17 protein-coding genes and 1 pseudogene are annotated in these 18,751 nt (G+C 64.8%); 3 read left to right on the plus strand and 15 right to left on the minus strand.

Annotated features, from left to right (window positions below; all coding sequences use genetic code 11):
* Nucleotides 1-351 precede the first annotated feature (351 nt).
* Together ACX80P_RS11375 and ACX80P_RS11380 are read right to left on the minus strand one after the other, a co-directional pair.
* On the minus strand, nucleotides 352-1,101 hold the full coding sequence (locus ACX80P_RS11375) for a dienelactone hydrolase family protein (protein ID WP_459278210.1): 750 nt from the start codon (nucleotides 1,099-1,101) through the stop codon (nucleotides 352-354).
* 198 nt (nucleotides 1,102-1,299) lie between these two features.
* Nucleotides 1,300-1,608, minus strand: a complete 309-nt coding sequence (locus ACX80P_RS11380; RefSeq protein WP_459278211.1) for a RidA family protein — start codon at nucleotides 1,606-1,608, stop codon at nucleotides 1,300-1,302.
* Nucleotides 1,609-2,114: 506 nt separating this feature from the next.
* On the opposite strand from ACX80P_RS11380, the gene ACX80P_RS11385 reads away from it, so the two are divergent.
* Together ACX80P_RS11385 and ACX80P_RS11390 are read left to right on the plus strand one after the other, a co-directional pair.
* The gene (locus ACX80P_RS11385) at nucleotides 2,115-2,291 is read left to right on the plus strand and encodes a hypothetical protein (RefSeq protein WP_459278212.1); all 177 of its coding nucleotides are present in this window, start codon (nucleotides 2,115-2,117) and stop codon (nucleotides 2,289-2,291) included.
* A 103-nt stretch (nucleotides 2,292-2,394) separates the two neighbouring features.
* Entirely contained in the window at nucleotides 2,395-2,916 is a 522-nt protein-coding gene (locus ACX80P_RS11390; protein ID WP_459278213.1) for a hypothetical protein, read from the plus strand.
* Between the two features lie 491 nt (nucleotides 2,917-3,407).
* Here ACX80P_RS11390 and ACX80P_RS11395 read toward each other — a convergent pair whose 3' ends face one another.
* The 3 genes from ACX80P_RS11395 to ACX80P_RS11405 all read right to left on the minus strand — a co-directional run bounded on the left by ACX80P_RS11395 (nucleotide 3,408) and on the right by ACX80P_RS11405 (nucleotide 5,614).
* Nucleotides 3,408-3,620 carry a hypothetical protein gene (locus ACX80P_RS11395; protein WP_459278214.1) on the minus strand — a complete coding sequence of 71 codons (213 nt, stop codon included), beginning with the start codon at nucleotides 3,618-3,620 and terminating at the stop codon, nucleotides 3,408-3,410.
* A 654-nt stretch (nucleotides 3,621-4,274) separates the two neighbouring features.
* Nucleotides 4,275-4,775, minus strand: a complete 501-nt coding sequence (locus ACX80P_RS11400; RefSeq protein ID WP_459278215.1) for a DinB family protein — start codon at nucleotides 4,773-4,775, stop codon at nucleotides 4,275-4,277.
* Nucleotides 4,776-4,933: 158 nt separating this feature from the next.
* Complete coding sequence (locus ACX80P_RS11405; RefSeq protein WP_459278216.1) at nucleotides 4,934-5,614, minus strand: SDR family NAD(P)-dependent oxidoreductase; 681 nt, start codon at nucleotides 5,612-5,614, stop codon at nucleotides 4,934-4,936.
* A gap of 102 nt (nucleotides 5,615-5,716) precedes the next feature.
* Between ACX80P_RS11405 and ACX80P_RS11410 the strand changes: the two genes are divergently transcribed.
* Nucleotides 5,717-6,628 (plus strand): helix-turn-helix domain-containing protein, encoded by a 912-nt coding sequence (locus ACX80P_RS11410; RefSeq protein WP_459278217.1) that lies wholly within the window; start codon nucleotides 5,717-5,719, stop codon nucleotides 6,626-6,628.
* Nucleotides 6,629-6,908: 280 nt separating this feature from the next.
* Here the strand turns inward: ACX80P_RS11410 and ACX80P_RS11415 are convergent, their stop codons facing one another.
* From ACX80P_RS11415 to ACX80P_RS11460, 10 genes and pseudogenes are all read right to left on the minus strand, one after another.
* On the minus strand, nucleotides 6,909-8,030 hold the full coding sequence (locus ACX80P_RS11415) for a Gfo/Idh/MocA family protein (protein ID WP_459278218.1): 1,122 nt from the start codon (nucleotides 8,028-8,030) through the stop codon (nucleotides 6,909-6,911).
* Nucleotides 8,015-8,710: a ThuA domain-containing protein gene (locus ACX80P_RS11420; protein ID WP_459278219.1), complete on the minus strand. Its 696-nt coding sequence runs from the start codon at nucleotides 8,708-8,710 to the stop codon at nucleotides 8,015-8,017. Before ACX80P_RS11420 ends, ACX80P_RS11415 begins: the two co-directional genes overlap by 16 nt.
* Nucleotides 8,711-8,796: 86 nt before the next feature.
* Nucleotides 8,797-8,958: pseudogene (locus ACX80P_RS11425) on the minus strand (sugar phosphate isomerase/epimerase); the annotation flags it as partial.
* Nucleotides 8,951-10,132, minus strand: a complete 1,182-nt coding sequence (locus tag ACX80P_RS11430; RefSeq protein ID WP_459278220.1) for a Gfo/Idh/MocA family protein — start codon at nucleotides 10,130-10,132, stop codon at nucleotides 8,951-8,953. The pseudogene ACX80P_RS11425 and the gene ACX80P_RS11430, both read right to left, overlap by 8 nt.
* 134 nt (nucleotides 10,133-10,266) lie before the next feature.
* Complete coding sequence (gene arfA, locus ACX80P_RS11435; RefSeq protein WP_459278221.1) at nucleotides 10,267-11,772, minus strand: arabinosylfuranosidase ArfA; 1,506 nt, start codon at nucleotides 11,770-11,772, stop codon at nucleotides 10,267-10,269.
* 137 nt (nucleotides 11,773-11,909) lie between these two features.
* Nucleotides 11,910-13,166, minus strand: a complete 1,257-nt coding sequence (locus tag ACX80P_RS11440) for an endo-1,4-beta-xylanase (protein WP_459278222.1) — start codon at nucleotides 13,164-13,166, stop codon at nucleotides 11,910-11,912.
* Nucleotides 13,163-15,535 carry a beta-xylosidase/alpha-l-arabinosidase gene (locus ACX80P_RS11445; protein ID WP_459278223.1) on the minus strand — a complete coding sequence of 791 codons (2,373 nt, stop codon included), beginning with the start codon at nucleotides 15,533-15,535 and terminating at the stop codon, nucleotides 13,163-13,165. The genes ACX80P_RS11440 and ACX80P_RS11445 overlap by 4 nt, the downstream gene beginning before the upstream one ends.
* Before the next feature lie 8 nt (nucleotides 15,536-15,543).
* A complete protein-coding gene (locus ACX80P_RS11450) occupies nucleotides 15,544-16,416 on the minus strand; it encodes a carbohydrate ABC transporter permease (RefSeq protein WP_459278224.1) in 873 nt (290 codons plus the stop codon).
* A complete protein-coding gene (locus tag ACX80P_RS11455) occupies nucleotides 16,416-17,441 on the minus strand; it encodes a carbohydrate ABC transporter permease (RefSeq protein WP_459278225.1) in 1,026 nt (341 codons plus the stop codon). The genes ACX80P_RS11450 and ACX80P_RS11455 overlap by 1 nt, the downstream gene beginning before the upstream one ends.
* Before the next feature lie 9 nt (nucleotides 17,442-17,450).
* Nucleotides 17,451-18,749 (minus strand): ABC transporter substrate-binding protein, encoded by a 1,299-nt coding sequence (locus tag ACX80P_RS11460; RefSeq protein WP_459278226.1) that lies wholly within the window; start codon nucleotides 18,747-18,749, stop codon nucleotides 17,451-17,453.
* Nucleotides 18,750-18,751 lie beyond the last annotated feature (2 nt).

An 18,751-nucleotide genomic window follows, 5' to 3' on the forward strand; every position in this document is an offset into this window, starting at 1 on the left:
TCACGCGGTGGCCGCGTCCATGTCCATCACCATGACGACCCGGGCAACCGCGCTACACCACTATGCGGGGCACAACTCATGGCAGGACTCGACAGCGTAAAGACTTGCCGCACTGCGGTTGTTCAGGTGAAGTGTCCCGAGGACAAGGAACAGCATTGACAGCGCGACTGCTGGCCAGAAGGCGGCCGGGCTCAGGGTTGCACCGAACAGGGGCTTGACCAGTTCGCCCACGGCCAGAAAGAAGATGAGCGTGAATCCCAGCACCTGTATGGATCCCTGAGCGGGGCGGTTCACCCAGGCCAGCCGTCGCGCTCAGGATGATGTCGCGGCTGGATCAGCCGCTGCTCATGGTCATGCCGAGGAGGATGTATCTGGGCGCAGGTGTGTGTTGAAGAACCGAACGATGCGCCGGCGCGCATCCGCAGTGGCGGCCTCGTCGTACCTGGTGCCGGAGATGCGGGCGAGGAAACGCAGGAACAGGGTCTGATCCTCGGGTGCGTGGTCATTCATGAACCCGTGACCCACCCTCGGGTAGATCTTGACGTCGTGGGGCACCTCGAACTCGGTGAGCAGCTCGTCCAGCTGCTCACCGGCGCGCGCGCCCAGTGGGGACCTGTCAGCACCTCCGAAGCTCCCCACGACTGGGCACGCCTGCGTCAACCAGTTCCTTGCATCTGAGGGGCAGCCGCCGTAGTTGACGGCCGAAGCACTGAAACCGTGGCCCTCGGCCAAGGCGATGGCGTACCCGCCTCCCATGCAGAACCCGACCACACCCACGACATCTGTGCACCCGTCGTGATCTCGGAGCCATTGCCGCGCTGCCTCGATGTCGTCGAAAGACCGACCCCGGCGCGGGCCAAGGTCTCCCATGATCGTGCGCAGGCAACGCAGTCTGCTGCCCCAGTAGTAGAGGTCAGGTGCGATCGCCAGGAACCCTTCCCCAGCCATCCAGCGGGCGTGGCCCTGAAGGTCCTGGCTCATCCCAGTAAAATCGTGAATCACGACAACGCCTGGCCACGGTGGTTCCGTCGTCGGCACCGCCACATAGGCGGTCATCGACCCACGACCGGTTTCGATCTCGAGAAGTGATGTCGTGTCCATAGCTCAGTTTGGGAGACACCGCGGTCTTTGGCCAGAGGAGGACCAAACTCGGTGCATCTCGGCCGGAAAAGCGGACTGCATTACGGGTCTCGAAGCGTGTCCGTAAGCCCATCGACCGTCGTCCTACGCGTCCCTCCTGTGCCCGAGCGGTTGCAGGGCAGCCGGCCAAGACGTGAGAGCCTAGGGTCGAGCATGACGTCAACTCAGGGAGAGGAAGATCGTGCGCGCCGAGCGCTGCTGCCGGTCAGTAGACGCCACCAGCACCCGAGTACTGATCACGTCCTCGATGGTGGCTCCAGCGTCCTGGAGAGCGGTCGTCATGTTCCTGATGCACTGTGCAGCCTGAGCTGCATAGTCACCGTGACCTACGGTTGCTCCGGCCGTGTCGAGGGGGCAGGACCCTGCGAGGAAGATGAGTCGAGCATCTGGGGCTGCAGTGGCCGCGTAGGCGTACTGCGCCACGTCAGATAGCGCGGTGGAGCGAATCAAAGTCACTGTTGAAGCCATCCGCGCCCAGCTTTCCCTCGTATCGACGAAGCTCCAGCATCCCACCTGCCGCAACGGGCGGGGAGGATCGGCTAGCAGGTCCGCTGTGGGACGCGGAATCGCCCGATAGGCGCGAAGGGCTGTGGTGGCCTCGCTATTCGTAGCTTGGTGGCTACACCCGGTTCAACGGCGGCAGGAATAGATATCGAAGTCGAGCCTCCAACGCGGCAGAGTCACGCTCAGTACGTACTCGGATTGCCCGTGACATTAGGCGGGATCTGAAACAGCAGCTCACAGACATTCCGACGCATTGCCAACTGAATAGCAGACACGAGTGGGAGAGCCGGGCTGACCCTTCCTGCGCCGCGGGCCCGATAGACGGTCCAGCAACGCATATGGAAAAAGCAGACTGGGCTCTTAACCTGATCGGTTTACGCGTCACGCTGCAGCGGGTTTCTTCTCTCAGCTGTCGTTTCCCGCGTAGACAAGGCCTTCGGCGTTACGCTCGAGCGACTAGATGATCAACCATGGGGGTAGTTGTGCGTGTAGATGGATTCGGTTTCTTCGTCATCCTCTTCATCATGTGGGTCGTGGTGCCGGCGGTCATCGGTTTCATCCTGTACTTGATCGTCCGGCTGGGCGTGAAGCATGGGTTGCGGGCCCACGATGCTGCCAGGAACGCAGGATCTCTCTCCGCGGAGTAGGTCAAAGTTTTCGTCCGCAGTCCGATCGTCGATTGAACGCCTCGGTCTCGACGACGAGTCGTCAACTGGCTGGCCCTCTGGGGTGTGCCGGAAAATCAGCCTCATGACGAGCACCGCGGATATCGAGCCCTTCACTGTTCAGGTCGGCGGGCAGTCCCGACCCGAAGTCTTGCAGTCGTTGAAGGATGCGGGCGTGCAGCTCAATGCCCACGCGGAGACGCTGCTCGCCCATCCCGCCTTCGACACCCCCGCGAGTCGGATACTGCGGATCGTGGAACGAACCGTGGGGCAACTTGGCTTTGAGCACGGTGGCGTCCAATCCCGGATCTTTGCCGCCGCGAGGCATCAGGGTCTCGAGCTTTGCCCCTTGGTGACCGGCCCCTACTTCCGGTTGGCGATGATGGATCAGGCAAACGCACCTGACTCCATCCTGTCCGCAGGTCGCGGCCCGACCGGAGCAATCCACATCGCGTCCGAGCCTGTCAGCGAAGACGTCGACTACCCCAAGGGGTTCTACCTCCGCGTCGTGGACGGGCAACCCTGGCTGCGAGGCTATTGCTGCGATGACACCTACCTATGGGCCCCGGAACAGCGGCTCGCGTTCCTCCTACCGGATCGCAAATAAGGCACCGCAGTGCCGCTCAAGGATCGTCTACCGGCGACCTCTGGAGCGTCCTCATCTGTCGACAGTCGTCCTACCGCATCGTCACGCTGCGAACAGCAACGATAACGAATGTCGATCCAGGCAATGGAAGCACCACCCAGGCCTTCCGCTCCGCGCTTAGCGGCTCCCCTTTTTTCCGCGGGTGCCGTACTGCCCACAACGAGCCGCCGATGATGAGCGCAATTCCCCCGAGGAGACATCCAAATAGACGATCGCGTAAGAGGTATCCATAGTTCCGCATCGTACGGGAGCTCTCGACTGGCTCTCGAAAATCAGGGCGGGTGTCCCGATCGGCGATGGACTAGCGGGCGGCGTGTCCCGTTCAAAGGCCGGAATCCGGTTCTTCCATGTGGTGCATCATGAGCTTTGGAAGTCGCGATCGATCCCATGCTGATCGCGATGCGTGTGCAGCGGCAGCGCCGTCCCGGCGGTCACGAGCCGCGATGTCATATTCAGCCGACGACGTCGATCAGCGCGAAGCGCTTGGACGCCTCCATGTCCTCCCCCGTCCCTTGTCCGGGTACGACGAGGGTGACAACCCCGTAGGTGTTCGGCGCGATGTCCGGCGTGACGTTGACGGTGTAGCTGACGCTCCCCGAGCCATCTGCGACGGCCGTCTGCTCGTCGACCTCCGTCGAGTCGGTCTGGTAGATACCCATGCTCATGAGCACGCTCTGCCCCGGCTGGTATCCGGTGCTCGTAACGATGAAGGAGGACCCGTGGACTGCAGTGATCCGGGGCGCCGCCTCCCATGTCGTCGCTGCAGCGACTTGTACCGGCGCCTCCGCCGTCGGCTCAGGGGACGGCACCTCGACCGGGGTCTCCGAGCGGATAGCATCCGGTGTTTGCGATGCCGTCGGTGAAGGAGCGGTGTCTGCAGCAGCGGTAGGCGTTGCAGAAAGCGTGGCCCTCGCACTCACGGAGGCAGTCGGGGCAGCGGAGGCCCGCGCCGCGCCGGGTTCTTCGGCAGGTGTAGCCGCACAGCCTGCGAGCAAGGCGGTGAGTGCGGCGAGGGTGACGGCGGCGGGTAGTTTGGACACGGTGCGGCGCTCCTGATGCAGTGCGGATGGTCGGACAACAAGGACTCGCCCGGCAGGTACTGCGCTGCTTCATCCCCCACTGGCAACGTTACTGGCGACGGGCGGCCTGCTGATGTCCGGAACCTCTCCTGGCGGGAACCGTGATCATTCCGGTACGTGTCGCCAGCCTCCGTGTGATCTCATCGCCGGAGACTGGGAGCATGGCTCCCATCGGGATCCTCGTGCGCCCACGCTGCCGGTGTGTTCGAGGCGTTGCAGGCGGACAGTGAAATTCCTTGCCTAATCTCCGGTGGATCCGTCCAGCAGCTCGCGCAGGATGTCCAGGTGCCCGCAATGCCGGCCCGTTTCCTCGATCATGTGCACCAGAACCCACCGCACGCTGTGCTCGCCGTCTCCACCGCTGCAGCGCTCCTCCAACCCATGCCGCTGCAGCACTTCGCGGGACTGGCGGCAGGCAGCCTCGTAGTTGTCGATGATGCCCGCCAGGCTGTCCGCTTCACTTACCCGGAACTCGCCGTCGGGATCCTCGGCGGACCATCGGGTGGGAACATCGCGTTGACCGTCGATTCGGTCCTGGAACCAGAACTGCTCAACGTCCGTCAGGTGTTGCACCAGGCCGGACACCGTTGTCAGCGAGGGCACGAGCCGCTTAACACCGTCGACATCGCTGAGGCCACTGGCCTTCATCACTACGGTGGCTCGGAAGTAATCCAGGAAGCCGGTCAGGGTTTCCCGTTCTCCGGCTGCCGTAGGCGGGTCAGTCCGGGTGTCCTTGTCCATCTACCCAACCTAGTCAAGGGGACCGAGCCGCTGTACAGGCTCCGTATCGCTCAAGTAGGAGGCGCTCGTCTTGTGGGCGTGACCAGGTTGATCGAACAGTGCTTGGCGCGGCGCTCCTTCATTGGTCACGAAGCCCTGCCGGGCCGTGGAGCAGACCGTCAGTAGCCGATGCGCCCGTGTCGGTTGTGGAACTCACCGGTCGGCCCGTCAGCCGCGATGAGGGCGAGGGCCACCGTGGCGTCCGTTCCCTCGGTCACAGTCTGGTGGCCACCGTGGCCGTTGAAATCGGTGGCGGTATATCCGGGGTCGCTGGCGTTGATGCGGAACGAAGGCAGGTTTTTCGCGTACTGCACGGTGAGCGCGATGACGGCAGCCTTCGACGCCGCGTACGGGATGGTGGGCACGGGGAACTCGTCGTGTCCTTCGGTACTGATGAAGCGCGGCCAGCCGACTCCGGAAGACACGTTGACGATGACGGGATACTGAGATTTACGCAGGAGGGGCAGGGCCGCCTGGGTGACGCGGACGATACCGAGCACGTTGGTGTCGAGCACGGCCTGCATCGCCTCGGGGGTGAGGTCGTCGACGCCGAAAGAGGTTCCGAGGATGCCGGCGTTGTTCACCAGTACGTCGAGTTCCGGCAGGGAACCGAGGGCGGTGTCCACGCTTCCTTGGTCGGTGACGTCGAGCTGCACGGGATGGGCGCCAAGGGCGCGGACCGCGTCGCCGTGGGTGAGGTCTCGCATTCCCGCGTAAACGACATGACCTGCTTCGATGAGGCGGCGGGTAGTTTCGAGGCCGAGGCTTTTGTTGGCTCCGGTAATCAGTGCTGTTGTCATACCTCCATCGTCCGTCCCCCGTTTTGTCTCATCCAGGCACCCGTCGACAGGGGGACTGCGAGTACCACCGTGATCATGCCGGCGCAGAGGACAATGAACTGCATGACCGAATTCGCCAGCGTCCTCAGAGCCTGGCGGGAGCGGGTGGGGCCTGTGGATGTCGGCTTCCCGGCTGGTTCTGGTCGACGCACCGCCGGCCTCCGCCGCGAGGAGCTCGCCGCCCTGGCCGGGATCAGCGTCGACTACATCGTGCGCCTCGAACAGGGCCGTGCGCGCAACCCCTCTCCGCAGCTGCTGCGCGCTCTGGCAAACGCGCTGCGCCTGACAGACGACGAACGCGATCATCTCTACCGGGCCGCCGGAGCTGCCCCACCCTCAGCCGGGGTCGTCCCCCAGCACATCGGCCCCGGAGTCCAGCGCATCATCGACCGACTCTCCGACGTACCGATGGCCGTCTTCAGCGCCACCCATGACATCCTGCTCTGGAACCCGCTCTGGGCCGCGCTCAATGGTGACCCGTCCCGATATGTCGGGATCGAGAGGAACCTGGTCTGGCGACACTTCACATCGGGTCATGCAGGCACAGACTTCGACGAGCAGCACGAAGAGGACTTCGCGCGTGACCTGGCAGCGGACCTCCGCGCCGCGGTCGGCCGATACCCGCGCGACAGGGCTCTGACCCACCTCGTGTCGCGGCTCCGTGCCGAGTCCCCCGAGTTCGAACGCCGCTGGGCGGAGGCACGGATCGCCGAGCACCGGTCGAGCCGCAAGACAGTCACGACTACCCCGGTCGGACCGATCACGATCGACTGCGACGTGCTGACCGCTCCCGGCAGCGACCTGCGCATCGTCGTCTACACGGCTGCTCCCGGCAGCGCGGACGAGGCCAGGCTCGACCTCCTGCGCGTCACCGGGCTCCAAACACTGACATCGACAGACCCCAGCCGACCCCGAGGACACGAAGGAATCCCATCAGGCGAAGCGCCCCTGGGAGACCGACGCATCCCGATCTGATCCTCCATCCGAGCCCTACCTGCGGTCAGCGAGCATCCATCCCGCCGCTTTCGGCTCGACGACATGATCTCCCTGGGCTCAAGCCAGACAGGTCGCCGCGACGAACTCACCGGGTTATCGAGATCTCAGGCGTGGCCGTGGGAGGAGGGGACGTAGTGCAATCCGTGGGTCTTCTGAAAACCCTCCTTCACTGAGCAGATTTGGTGATGCCGCAAGGGGATCGAGATTTCAGAATCTGCGGTCGTAGAACGTGCAGTAGACAGTCTCTACTGATGCCGCCTCAGCGGGAGGTCGAGGCAGCCAGCTCCGTAAGGGACCTGAGTGGCACCAACTTGGGTCTCTCCGCGGTGCTTCCCACGGATTCGGTGCTGCCGCTTGACGCCGCCTTCAGGAGCGACTCCATGACGTCGAGCACGTGGTAGGCGAGTTGCCCGTTCGCGCGGTGTTCCATACCGGATGGCGTTAGAGCCATGTCCGCGAGGCCGTATCCCCTGCCGGCTCCGATATAGCCTGCACTGGTGGGGAGCACCTTCCACGTGTTCTGCTCCCTGTCCTCGAGGCCCCAAATGGACACCTCGCCATCGAAATAGTTGGGGTCAGGAACCGTCAAGCTGGCCGATTCCCCGTGCACCTCGATGTTGGAAGCCCTCGTCTGCACGGCGTCGAAACTCATGATCAGGGTGGAGAGAGCTCCGGATTCGTGGACGAGGACTCCGGTGACATGCGTGTCGATCGAGACAGGCACAGTCTCACCCGCACGGGGCCCACCCCCGATGGTTCGCTCGTCCCTGGTGTGGCTGGCCGCACCGATGACGGACGTGACCGGGCCAAGCAGGGTGACCAGCGCGGTGACGTAGTACGGGCCCATGTCCAGCAGGGGTCCGCCACCGGGGACGTAGTAGAAATCGGGGTTGGGGTGCCATCGTTCGTGTCCCGGCGTCATCATCGTGGCAGACGCCGAGATCGGGCGGCCGATCAGGCCGCTGTCGATGGCATCGCGGGCTGTCTGGATGCCCGTCCCCAGAACGGTGTCCGGTGCGCACCCGACGCGGACGCCGGCCTCGTCCGCCAGGGCGAGCACCTCCTGCGCCTCGCTCGTGGTGGCCGCGAGGGGTTTCTCACCGTAGACATGCTTGCCCGCCGCGATCGCACGCTTGGCCACCTCGGCGTGCGCGGCAGGGATCGTGAGGTTCAGGACCGTGTCGATGCCGGGGTCGGCCAGAAGTTCGTCCACGGTCAGTGCGCGCACGCCCTCCTGGGATGCGGCGACGGCTTCCGCTCGGCTGAAGTCCAGGTCCGCGACCGCCCTCAGATTCACCGATTCCAGCGGCGGCAGGGTCTTCAGGTACTGGGCCACGATCGCTCCGCAGCCGACTATTCCGACGTTCAACGGCTCGCCCACAGCAAACCCCTTTCGATGATGGTTCGGACGTTCGGATCATCGAGGATCTCGACGCGGTGACCGGGCGTCGAGACGAAGATGCGCCCCTCGCCCCACTGACGGGTCCAGACGGCAGGGGACGTCACGGGACGGTTCCACGGGTCCCAGTCGCGGACCGCCTGGGTCGTGGTCGCGAGCACGTCGACGTAGTCGTCCGTCAGAACCCAGTACTGCTCCGTGACGAGGTCGAAGTCCCCGATCCCCTGCGTGATCGGATGGTCCGCCGCAGCCGGGAGCATGTTCACTCTGTACGGCACGTAGTTGTCCGATTGCTCGCCGACCCGCTCATCGGGGTGCTTGCCCGGGTGGCACGCGAACTGCCCGCCGATCAGGTGGAGGTAGTCGGACTCGTTGCGGTAGGAGTCCGCGATCCCGCCGTGCCATCCGGCGAGCCCGGTCCCGGCCTCGATCGCCGATCGGAGCCCGGCGAATTCGTCCTTCTCGATGGTGTTCATGGTGTTGCACTGGAGGATCACATCCACGGTCGACATGTAGTCCGCGTCCGCGTAGATCTTCGGTGCCTCCTCGACCCGGACGGCGTATCCGTTCTCACGGAGGAACGGGATGAAACGGTCCGTGGCTTCAACGGGCTGGTGGCCGTCCCACCCCCCGCGGACGACGAGTGCTTCCTTGCTGGTCATGGTCCCTCTTTCGTGATGGCGTGGTCGGATGTTTCATGGGTGCTCGCGCTTCGCGCCGAGAAGGCGGCGTCGAAGGCGGCGGCCCGACGGCGGACCCCCGGGTGATCCCCCCAGCAGGCGATCTCGAGGCCGTCGTAGCCCCACTCGCCGGGCAGCCGGGCGACCTCCTCGAAGGGCAAATCGGCCCATTGCCCGGTGAACAGGGTGACGGGACGCGGTGCGATTCCGGTCGGGGCGGCCTCAGACATGCTGCCACCCCGAGTCGTTCGCTGCGCTCTGCTCGATGGCGTGCAGGACCTTCTGAACACTGAGCGCCTCGTCGAAGGACGGCGAGGGGGTGGTGCCGTCCGCGATTGCCTGCACCAGGTCCACGACCTGGTGCGTGAACCCGTGCTCGTAGCCGAGCCCGTGACCGGCTGGCCACCAATTCCCGGTATAGGGGTGCACGGGTTCGGTGACGTTGATGGTGCTGAAGCCCGCGGTCTCGGCGGGCTGGGTGCCGTCGTAGAACTCCAGGGAGTTCATGTGCTCGAAGTCGAAGGCGAGCGAACCGAGCGTGCCGTTGACCTCGAGCCTCATGGAGTTCTTCCTGCCGAGCGCGAAGCGCGTGGCCTCGAACACCCCGATCGCCCCGGAGTCGAAGCGCGCGCTGAAGATCGCGGCGTCGTCGACCGTGACCGTTCCGGTTCCCCCGTCACTGGCGCCCTGGCCGCCCAGGCCCACGAGGGTCCCGCCGAGGGGACGCTCGTGGACGAAGGTGTTGAGGAGACCGGACACTCCCGTGACCTGCAGGCCGGAGACGTACTGTGCCGCGTCGATGCTGTGCGCTCCGATGTCCCCCAGGGCACCGGAACCGGATTTGCTCCTGTCCAGGCGCCAGGTCATCGGTGCATTCTCGTCCGACAGCCAGTCCTGGAGGTACTGTGCGCGGATGTGGCGGATGGTCCCGATCCTCCCCTGCTCGACGAGCCGCCGAGCGAGGGTCAGGGCCGGCGTGCGCCGGTAGGAGAACCCGCACATGGCGAAGACCCCTTTCGCTGCGGCGGCCTTCGCGGCCGCCGCCATGCGTTCTGCCTCCTCGACCGAGTTCGCCAGCGGCTTCTCACAGAGCACGTGCTTGCCGGCTTCCAGCGCCGCGATGGCGATCTCGGCATGCGTGTCCCCGGGGGTGCAGATGTCGATCAGGTCGACGTCGTCGCGTTCCACCAGGGCCCGCCAGTCCGTCTCGGTGTCCCGCCAGCCCATCTTCTCGGCGGCGGTCGTCACGGCCTTCGGGTTCCGCCCGGCGAGGACGGCGAGTTCGGGCCGCAGCGGGAGGTCGAAGAAGCGCGGCGCGGTGCGCCAGGCATGGGAGTGCATCGCGCCCATGAAGGCATAGCCGATCATTCCGACCCGCAGGGCGGGTTGCGACGTGGACGTCATGAGACTGGTGGTTCCTTTCGTTCACAAACCAATGTCGGCAGATCATTCCCGCGATATGCCTGCCGGAATCAGCCATATCGGGCGGATGGCAAGCCCTGATCACACCACCGGAACCGCCTCGTGAAACATCGAGGCTAGGTGAGGCTGATAGCTGACCATGACACGGGTGGCAGCGTCACGGTGAGTGTCCCTTCGTCGACCGAGACGCCGTCGAGTGCTTTGAGGCCCACCCGGTTCTGGTCCTCGAACGTATTCTTCGCGTAGACGTCGTCATCGTGCAGGGTGAGCGCCTCGGTGATCGTGGTGGCATCAAGATCGGCGACGTCGATCGAGACGTCGATGGATTCGGTTCGGCTGCGGTTCACGAGGAACACCGCCGACGAGCCGGCCTCTACGTCCATTGTTGCCACGGCGTCGACGAGGGGCGCACGGCCGTAGACGGGGGTCTCGTAGGTGTCCACCTCGATGGTTGGGCGAAGGATGTCGCCTCGGGCTAGGCGTGCGGTGACCGAGAAGGGGAAGAAGGTGCTCTGACGCCATGCTGCACCACCTGGTTCGGTCATGATCGGCGCGATGACGTTGACGAGTTGCGCCAGGGACGCAGACGCGACTCTGTCGTGGTTCTTGAGCAGGGTGATCATGAGGTTGCCGAGCACTACGGCGTCGGCGACGGAATAGACGTCCTCGAGTTGGCGGGGCGCAAAAGTCCACTGGTCGTTGACCTCGCCGGAGGCTTGGTGCTCGTCGAGGTACCAGATGTTCCACTCGTCGAAGGACAGGTTGATGGTCTTGTCGCTGCGCAGTTTGTGTTTGACGTGATCGGCGGCGGCGACGACGGCCTGGATGAAGTACTCCATGTTCAATGACGAGGCGAGGTAGGAATCGAGGTCGCCGCCGCGCTCTTGGTAGTACGCGTGGCAGGAGATGTAGTCCACGTGTTCATAGGCGTGTTCGAGCACGATGCGCTCCCAGTCGCCAAAGGTGGGCATCGAGGAGCCGGAGGATCCACAGGCTACGAGTTCCAGGGTCTTGTCCGCCGCTTTCATGGCCTGTGCGGTGCGGGCAGCGATCTGACCGTAAGCGTCGGCGCTCATGTATCCGGTCTGCCAGGGGCCGTCCATCTCGTTCCCGAGACACCACATGCGGATGTCGTAGGGCTCTACAGCGCCGTTGGCGACCCGCTGGTCGCTCAGTGCCGTTCCTGATGGGTGGTTGGCGTACTCCAGGAGGTCGAGGGCGCTGTCGATCCCGCGGGTCCCGAGGTTCACGGCCATCATCAACTCGGATCCGGTGAGTTTGCACCAGCGAGCAAACTCGTCGATGCCCACCTGGTTCGACTCCAGAGCATGCCAGGCGAGGTCACGGCGTACCGGGCGTTGATCGCGTGGGCCCACACCGTCTTCCCACCGGTAGCCGGAGACGAAGTTGCCGCCCGGGTAGCGGATCGTCGTCGAGCCGAGCTCTTTGACCAACTCGACCACGTCGAGCCGGAAGCCGTCCTCGTTGGCGGTGGGATGATCCGGCTCGTGAATCCCGCCGTACACACACCGGCCGAGGTGCTCTACGAACGAACCGAAAATCCTACGATTCAGGGGTGCAACGACCGCCGAACGCTCGATGACAATACGGGCATTGGTCACAACATCATCCTGTCCATAGTTACGTACGAGAGAGCTTGTTCCTCGGAGCCACGGAGCGCGGTAAAGGCACGGCTCCCGGCCCGGGTGCCTTGATCTTGAGGTGAAGCGGGAAGCTGGTCGGCGCGATCACGCCAGAGTCAGCGGAATCGGACGGTGTCCGTGTCACGCCCCCGCGCGAGCGAGACCGGCGCACTCTGCCCGTCGCGCTGGATCACGTAATCACCGAGGAAACCCGTGATCGACAAGCGTGCGTCACCATCCGTGCGCATCGACGTTCGCGGCAGCCACCATTCGCCCTTGATCAGTGACCGTAGTGCGTGAAACGAGGGTTTCGGCGTGCCGTCGGCACGAACGAACCCGCCCGGCGCGCCGAGCCACGCTCCGTCGTCGGTGAACCCCCAGTACGTGATGGCCTGCACGGCCGGGTGGCCCACGAGTGAGCGATAGTGGCGGACGATCTCGTCCGCTTGCCTGGCCTCTCCCTCGGGTGTCGATGGCCACGATGGGATCTGATAGTCGTTGAGGTCGACGATCTCCGGCGGCATGAGGTCCCCCGACAGCAGAGTCGTCTCGGTCAGATGGAGGGGCAGGCCGAAGCGGGCGAATCGGTCGACCATCGCGAGCATGGTCTCTTCTCCCCAGTACCCCTGATGCATGTGCGTCTGCAGGCCGATCGCGTCCACGGCGATCCCCGCTTCAAGCACGCGCTCGATCAGAGCTTCGTAGTCGCTCGACAGGTCGAAGTCGTTCAGGACGAGGGTCGCCGAAGGATTCGAGGCGCGAGCTTCCTCGAACGCGAGCTGAATCATGGGCACGCGACCGATGCTCTGCGCAAGCCGGGTGATTCCGTTGTCCTCTGCAGTGAACACGGGCATGATGACGACTTCGTTGATGGCGTCCCACGTGTCGATGACCCCGGAGAAGTCGGTCACCTCGCGTCGGATCCTCTCGCGTTGCAGCCGCTCGATCTCCGCCACCGGGAGACCGGTGAGCCACTCTGGCGCGAGCGTGTGCCAGGTGAGCGGATGCCCCTTCACCGTCACGCCGTGCTCAGCGAACCACGAGGCGGTCCGGAGAAGTCTTCGGGTGTCGGGCTTGCCGCGGGTCGGCTCGAATCCTCGCCAGTAGAAGGGAAGGGTCGCGGTGTTGAAGAGGTCGAGCCACATCGTCTCGAGCTCCGCCAGGCCGGCGAGCCCGGCCCCGCCGAAAACGGGCTCCGCCGCGGCATCCTGCTCGGTCTCCCCATTGGCGAGCGGAATGAAGTCGAAACCGATGTTGCCGAAGGCGAAGTCGTGGCGTTGCTGTTCGACAGTGACATCCGCGTTGCGCACCGGGTTGCCGACGGCGTCCAGCACGGTGACCTGCGCGGTCACCCGGCGGTGATCGACACTCACGAGGCGCTCCGTGCGATCTCGTTGAAGGTCGGGTGGAAGGCCCGGTCGAAGCCCACGACGCGGGCTTCACCGGAGAGCTGCACCGAGTGGGTGATCCGTATGTCGGTGCTCGACGCTCCGAGGCCGAGGACGATCTCTCCCGGTTCGACGACCCGCTCGCCGTTTCGGCCGGTGAAGCCGGTGACGTCTGCGGGAACGTGTATCGAGAGTTCGACGGATTCGCCCGGCTTCAGGTCAACGCGCTGAAAACCGACCAGACGCTGCACCGGGCGCACCACTGACGCGACCGGATCGTGGACGTAGATCTGGACGATTTCCGTCCCAGAACGGTCCCCCGTGTTGCGGAGGCGGAGGCCGAGGGTCGCCGTGCCGTCGACTCCGACCGTATCCGGCCCGTGCTGGCCGGCGCTCCAGTCGAAGGTCGTGTACCCGATCCCGTGCCCGAACGCGAAGACCGCGGTCGGGTCGATGCTCGACACCTCGTTGGAGCGCGCCAGGGGAGCGGCCAGGTATGTGGACGGCTGCGTTCCCTCTGAGGCCGGGATGCTGACAGGCAGGCGTCCGCTCGGATTGACCCGGCCGGAGAGGATGCCGGCGAGTGCGGCGGTTCCTTCTTCTCCTGCGAAGAACGCCTGCACGATGGCGCCGGCGCGTGTGGCAGCGGATCCCAGCGCGTACGGTCGTCCAGCGAGCAGGGTGACGACGGCAGGAGTCGATGTTGCCAGGACGGCGTCGAGAAGGTCCTGTTGGGCACCGGGCAGGCGGAGCGACTCGACGTCGCAGCCCTCGCCGCTCGTGCCGCGGCCGAAAAGCCCGGCCCGGTCGCCGAGGGCGACGATGACGACGTCCGCCCGCGTTGCGGCATCCACCGCTGCGGGGATCCCGGCCGTTTCTCCTCCGTCGATCGTCGTGCCCGGCACGTATTCGATGTCGGCTTCGGGAAACTCGATGCGGAGGCTGTCCAGCAGGGTAGGCAGCTTGATACCGAGGGGTGTGTCAGGATGCTGCACGCCGACATGCGCAGGGAACGAGTAGCAGCCGAGAACGGCGAAGGGGTCGTCGGTCGTCGGTCCGACGACAGCAATCCGGCGCGGGGCGGCGAGCGGAAGGGTCCCGTCGTTGCTCACGAGCACGATGGACTGTTCGGCGATCTCGCGGGCGACCGCCCGATTGCCGGCGTTGTCCAGGTCGATGGTGCCGCGGATGCCCTCCGCGTTGTCCACGTCGACGTCCCGTAACGCTTCGGGCGTGGCATCCCAGTCAGGATCGAGCAGTCCGAGTTCGATCTTCTGGCGCAGCACACGCCGGAGGGCACGATCGATGACCGCCTCGGGCAGGTCGCCCGACCGGACGGCTTCAGCCAGCGGCGCACCGAAGGTCTTCACGGTCGGCAGTTCGACGTCCACGCCCGCAGTGAGCGCGAGAGCAGCGGCCTCGCCCCACGAACCCGCGACGCCGTGAAGCAGTTTCAGGAAGGCGATCCCGAAGTAGTCGGCCACGACGGTGCCGTCGAAGCCCCAGGTGTCACGCAGGACTCCGGTGAGCAGCGACTCGTCAGCCGCCGATGGCACGCCGTCGATGTCGGTATAGGAGTGCATGACCGAACGCGGCTTGCCTTCCCGCATGACCATTTCGAACGGGACGAGCAGCACGTCGGCGAGTTCACGCGGACCGACCGAGACCGGCGCGAGGTTACGCCCGGCTTTCGACGCCGAGTATCCGACGAAGTGCTTGAGGGTTGCGACGATTCCTGCGGACTCGAGGCCACGGACGTACGCCGTTCCGATGGTGCCGATGAGATACGGGTCCTCACCGATGGTCTCTTCGACGCGACCCCAGCGGGCATCCCGCACGACGTCGAGCACCGGGGCAAGGCCCTGGTGGATGCCGACCGAGCGCATGTCGGACCCGATGCGGTGTGACATCCGCTCGATGAGCCCCGGATTGAACGAGGCCCCCCAGGCGAGAGGCACCGGATAGGCGGTCGCCCCCCAGGTGGCGAAGCCGGCAAGGCACTCCTCATGCGCAACAGCCGGGATGCCGAACCGGTTGGATGCCGCGATCCGGCGCTGGCTGCGGAGGAGGGACAGCGCCCCGAGCGCCGGGTCGACCGGAGCCGAGCCGAACGGCCGAGTCAACTGGCCGAGCCCGTTCGGCAGGAGCGCATCGAGGTCGACGACGTCGTCCATGTCGTTCTGATGCGGCGCTACGTCCCCGCCCTCATTGGACGCGCCGACCCAGACGCCGAACAGCTGGGCGATTTTCTCTTCGAGCGTGAGCTCGGTGAGGAGTGCTTCGACGCGGTCGGAAGCGGATGCGGTCACGTCGTGCCATGCCGGCGTGGTCGTCGTGGATGTCGTGGTGCTCAAGGGAAGTCCTAACCTTTGACGGCGCCGGTGAGTCCGCCGACGATGCGACGCTCGAACAGCGTGAAAAATATCAGTGCCGGAATCATGGACAGTGAGGTGAAGGCGAGTACCTTCGCCGTGTCCACCGAATACTGCGAAGCGAACGCCTGGACGCCGAGCGGCAGGGTGTACGTCGCCTGGTCACCGAGGATGAACAGCGGCAGAAGATAGCTGTTCCAGCTCGCCACGAAAGCAAGGATGCCCGTCGTCACCACGCCCGGCAGCGACAGAGGAACGACCATCCGGAAGAAGAAGCCCAGCCGGCTGGTGCCGTCGATCGACGCCGCCTCTTCGATCTCATCGGGGATGGCCTTGAGGAACGGCACCAGGATGATGATCGTCACCGGCAAGCCGAAGGCGATCTGCGGGAGAATCACGCCGGCCAGGCTGTTCATCAGCCCGAGGTCCCTGACGAGGATGTAGAGCGGCGTGATGGCCACGGTCATCGGGAACATGAGCCCGGCGGCGAACAGTGAATACATCGCTCCGCGGCCGGCAAACCTGTACCGCGCGAGGATGAAGCTCGCCATCAGGCCGAGCACCACCACACCGATGGTCGTAGCGATCCCGGCAATCGCCGAGTTGCCGACCTGCTGCCAGAAGGTCGGGCTCGCGAGCACCTCAGCGTAGTTGTCGAAATTCCAGGGGTTCGGGAATCCCGCGGGCGAATTGGTGATCTGCGAGTTGTCGCGGAACCCACCGAGGATGATGTAGATGACGGGTCCGAGACAGAGTGCGATGAAGACAAAGGCGATGAAGTAGGTCGCCGGGCTGCCCCACTCCTGGCGGTCACTCGGTGGACGCTTCTTGTGCAGGCGCGTGGGAGCTTCGAGAACAGCCATCACTTCTTTCCTTCTGTGAGGGCACCGGCGGTGTCGCGTGAGAGAACGAACCGCTGGTAGATCAATGCGATGACGAGGGAGATCAGGAACATGATGACGGCGACGGCACTGCCGTAGCCGAAGTTGCCCGACGTGCGCCCGTTGGCGACCATGTAGGTGGCCATGGTCGAGGTCCCGGCAGTCGAGGCGACGTACTGGCCCCAGATGATGAAGACCAGGTCGAACAACTGCAGCGAGCCGATGATCGACAGGAACGCCCAGATCCGCACGGTCGGCCCGAGGAGCGGCAGCGTGATGGTGCGCTGGATCTGCCAGTAGCTGGCGCCGTCGATCGCGGCCGCCTCGAACAATTCGTCCGGGATGCTCTGCAATCCGGCGAGAAAAAGGATGACGGCGAAGCCGATGTACTTCCACGAGATGATCACCATCAGGGACCAGATGGCGATACTCGGATCGGAGAGCCAGTCTTTCTGGAAAGCTCCCAACCCGATGCTGTCGAGCAGCCCATTGACGGAACCGGATGTCTGCAGCATGAGACCCCAGCCGATCCCGACGATGACCTCGGAGATGATGTACGGGACGAAGATGAGCACGCGGATGAGCGAGCGGCCACGGATTTTCTGGTTGAGCAAGAGCGCGAGGACGATCGCGATGGGCCCCTGGAGGACTAGGGAGAGCACCAGGATGAACCCGTTGTGGCGCAGCACGTCGTGGAACGCGCTGTCCTGAAGAATGATCATGTAGTTTTCGAAACCGACGAAGTCGGTAGCTGGCCCGAAGCCCTTCCAGCGGAAGAAACCGTAGTAGCCAGCGAGGACGACCGGGAAGATCACGAAGCTGACGAAAACGAGGATCGCCGGCCCGGCCAGAAGCGTGATTTCGAGGCGCTTGCGCCAGTCCGTTGCACGCCGTCTGGGCCGCGGCGCGGCAGGGGACGCCGCGCGAGCGCCATCCCCTGCCGTAACCGTGCCCCGCGGCGGCTGCTGGTCCGTCAGCAACGGAGCACCCCCTGCAGGTTCACTCATGATCTGCTGCTATCCCTTGGCCGCTGCGTCGTTCAGAGCGGAGACGATGTCTTCAGCTGTGCCCTGACCGGCGAACAGATCGACGGCACCCTTGTTCAGCGCGTTTCCGACGTTCTGCCCGAACAGGGTGTCGAGCCACACCGTGACGTACGGTGCGTCGTTGTACGCTTCGAGGATCGACTGGAGCGCCGGGTCGGTCACAGCTGCCTGGGCGTCCTGGTTGGCGGGGATCGTCTGGAACGCTTCCGCGTAGCCTTCCTGGTGCTCCTGCTGCATGAAGAAGTTCAGGAACGCGGCGCACTCTTCCTTCGGGGCCTGAGCGGAGCAAGTGAATCCGTCGACGCCGCCCATCATGGCGCCAGGCTCACCCTCGCCGCCGTCGACCTCGGGGAACGGGAACCAGCCCAGGTCCGCCAGAGGCTTCTCGTCAGGAGTCAGCGAAGCGATGACACCTGGATTCCACGCCCCCATGAGCTCCATGGATGCCTTCTTGTTGGCGAGGAGTCCGGCCGAGCTACCTGCACCCTGCTGCGCCGAGGTGGTGAGGAATCCGTTGTTGAACGGCTCCGTGTCGACGAATTCCTGCAGGTTGTTGCCGGCTTCCAGCCAGCACGGATCGTCGAACTCCATGGTTTCGGCGGCCGTGTTGAGAACGTCCTGCGAGCAGGCGCGAACCGCGAAGAAGTAGTACCAGTGCGCTGCAGGCCAGGCATCCTTCGCGCCGACGGCGATGGGGTCGATTCCTGCACCCTTGAGCTTGTCGACGGCAGAACCGAGCTCGTCGATGGTCGTCGGTGTCCCCTCGATGCCCGCTTCGGCGAAGAGGTCTTCGCTGTAGTAGATGCCACCAGGCAGCAAGGCGGTCGGCATTCCGTAGATCTTGCCGTCGACCGCGAAAGCGTCCAACACACTTTCGGGCACAGCAGCCCTGGTGGCGTCGTCGATGGAATCCGTGATGTCCATGGCCTGTCCGGCCGCGACGACATCCGCAAGCTTGCCGCCACCGCGCGCCATGAAGATGTCGGGTGCATCGCCGGAGTTCAGCGCCGTCTGGAGCTTTCCGTCCATCTCCTCGTTCTGGATGGACTGGATGTCGATCGTAACGCCAGGGTTCGCCTCCTCGAACGCTGCGACCGTCTTCTCCCAGTGCGCCTTGCCGGCGCCCGTCGTCGAGTTGTGCCAGAACGTCATGGTGACGTCGCCACCTTCTGTTGCTCCACTGTCGGAGCCACACGCTGACAGACCGCCAAGGGCGATTGCTGTCGCCGCCCCGACGGTCAGCAGCTTCTTCATGCTGTGCTTGTTCATCG

It is taken from the genome of Arthrobacter arabinosi (assembly GCF_054511115.1).

Coding starts and splice junctions, on each gene's coding strand:
- ACX80P_RS11390 (WP_459278213.1), top strand. CDS start 2,395: ATGACGAGCACCGCGGATATCGAGCCCTTCACTGTTCAGGTCGGCGGG.
- ACX80P_RS11460 (WP_459278226.1), bottom strand. CDS start 18,749: ATGAACAAGCACAGCATGAAGAAGCTGCTGACCGTCGGGGCGGCGACA.
- ACX80P_RS11395 (WP_459278214.1), bottom strand. CDS start 3,620: ATGAGCATGGGTATCTACCAGACCGACTCGACGGAGGTCGACGAGCAG.
- ACX80P_RS11380 (WP_459278211.1), bottom strand. CDS start 1,608: ATGGCTTCAACAGTGACTTTGATTCGCTCCACCGCGCTATCTGACGTG.
- ACX80P_RS11420 (WP_459278219.1), bottom strand. CDS start 8,710: ATGACCAGCAAGGAAGCACTCGTCGTCCGCGGGGGGTGGGACGGCCAC.
- ACX80P_RS11430 (WP_459278220.1), bottom strand. CDS start 10,132: ATGACGTCCACGTCGCAACCCGCCCTGCGGGTCGGAATGATCGGCTAT.
- ACX80P_RS11385 (WP_459278212.1), top strand. CDS start 2,115: ATGGGGGTAGTTGTGCGTGTAGATGGATTCGGTTTCTTCGTCATCCTC.
- ACX80P_RS11405 (WP_459278216.1), bottom strand. CDS start 5,614: ATGACAACAGCACTGATTACCGGAGCCAACAAAAGCCTCGGCCTCGAA.
- ACX80P_RS11410 (WP_459278217.1), top strand. CDS start 5,717: ATGACCGAATTCGCCAGCGTCCTCAGAGCCTGGCGGGAGCGGGTGGGG.
- ACX80P_RS11375 (WP_459278210.1), bottom strand. CDS start 1,101: ATGGACACGACATCACTTCTCGAGATCGAAACCGGTCGTGGGTCGATG.
- ACX80P_RS11455 (WP_459278225.1), bottom strand. CDS start 17,441: ATGAGTGAACCTGCAGGGGGTGCTCCGTTGCTGACGGACCAGCAGCCG.
- ACX80P_RS11400 (WP_459278215.1), bottom strand. CDS start 4,775: ATGGACAAGGACACCCGGACTGACCCGCCTACGGCAGCCGGAGAACGG.
- ACX80P_RS11450 (WP_459278224.1), bottom strand. CDS start 16,416: ATGGCTGTTCTCGAAGCTCCCACGCGCCTGCACAAGAAGCGTCCACCG.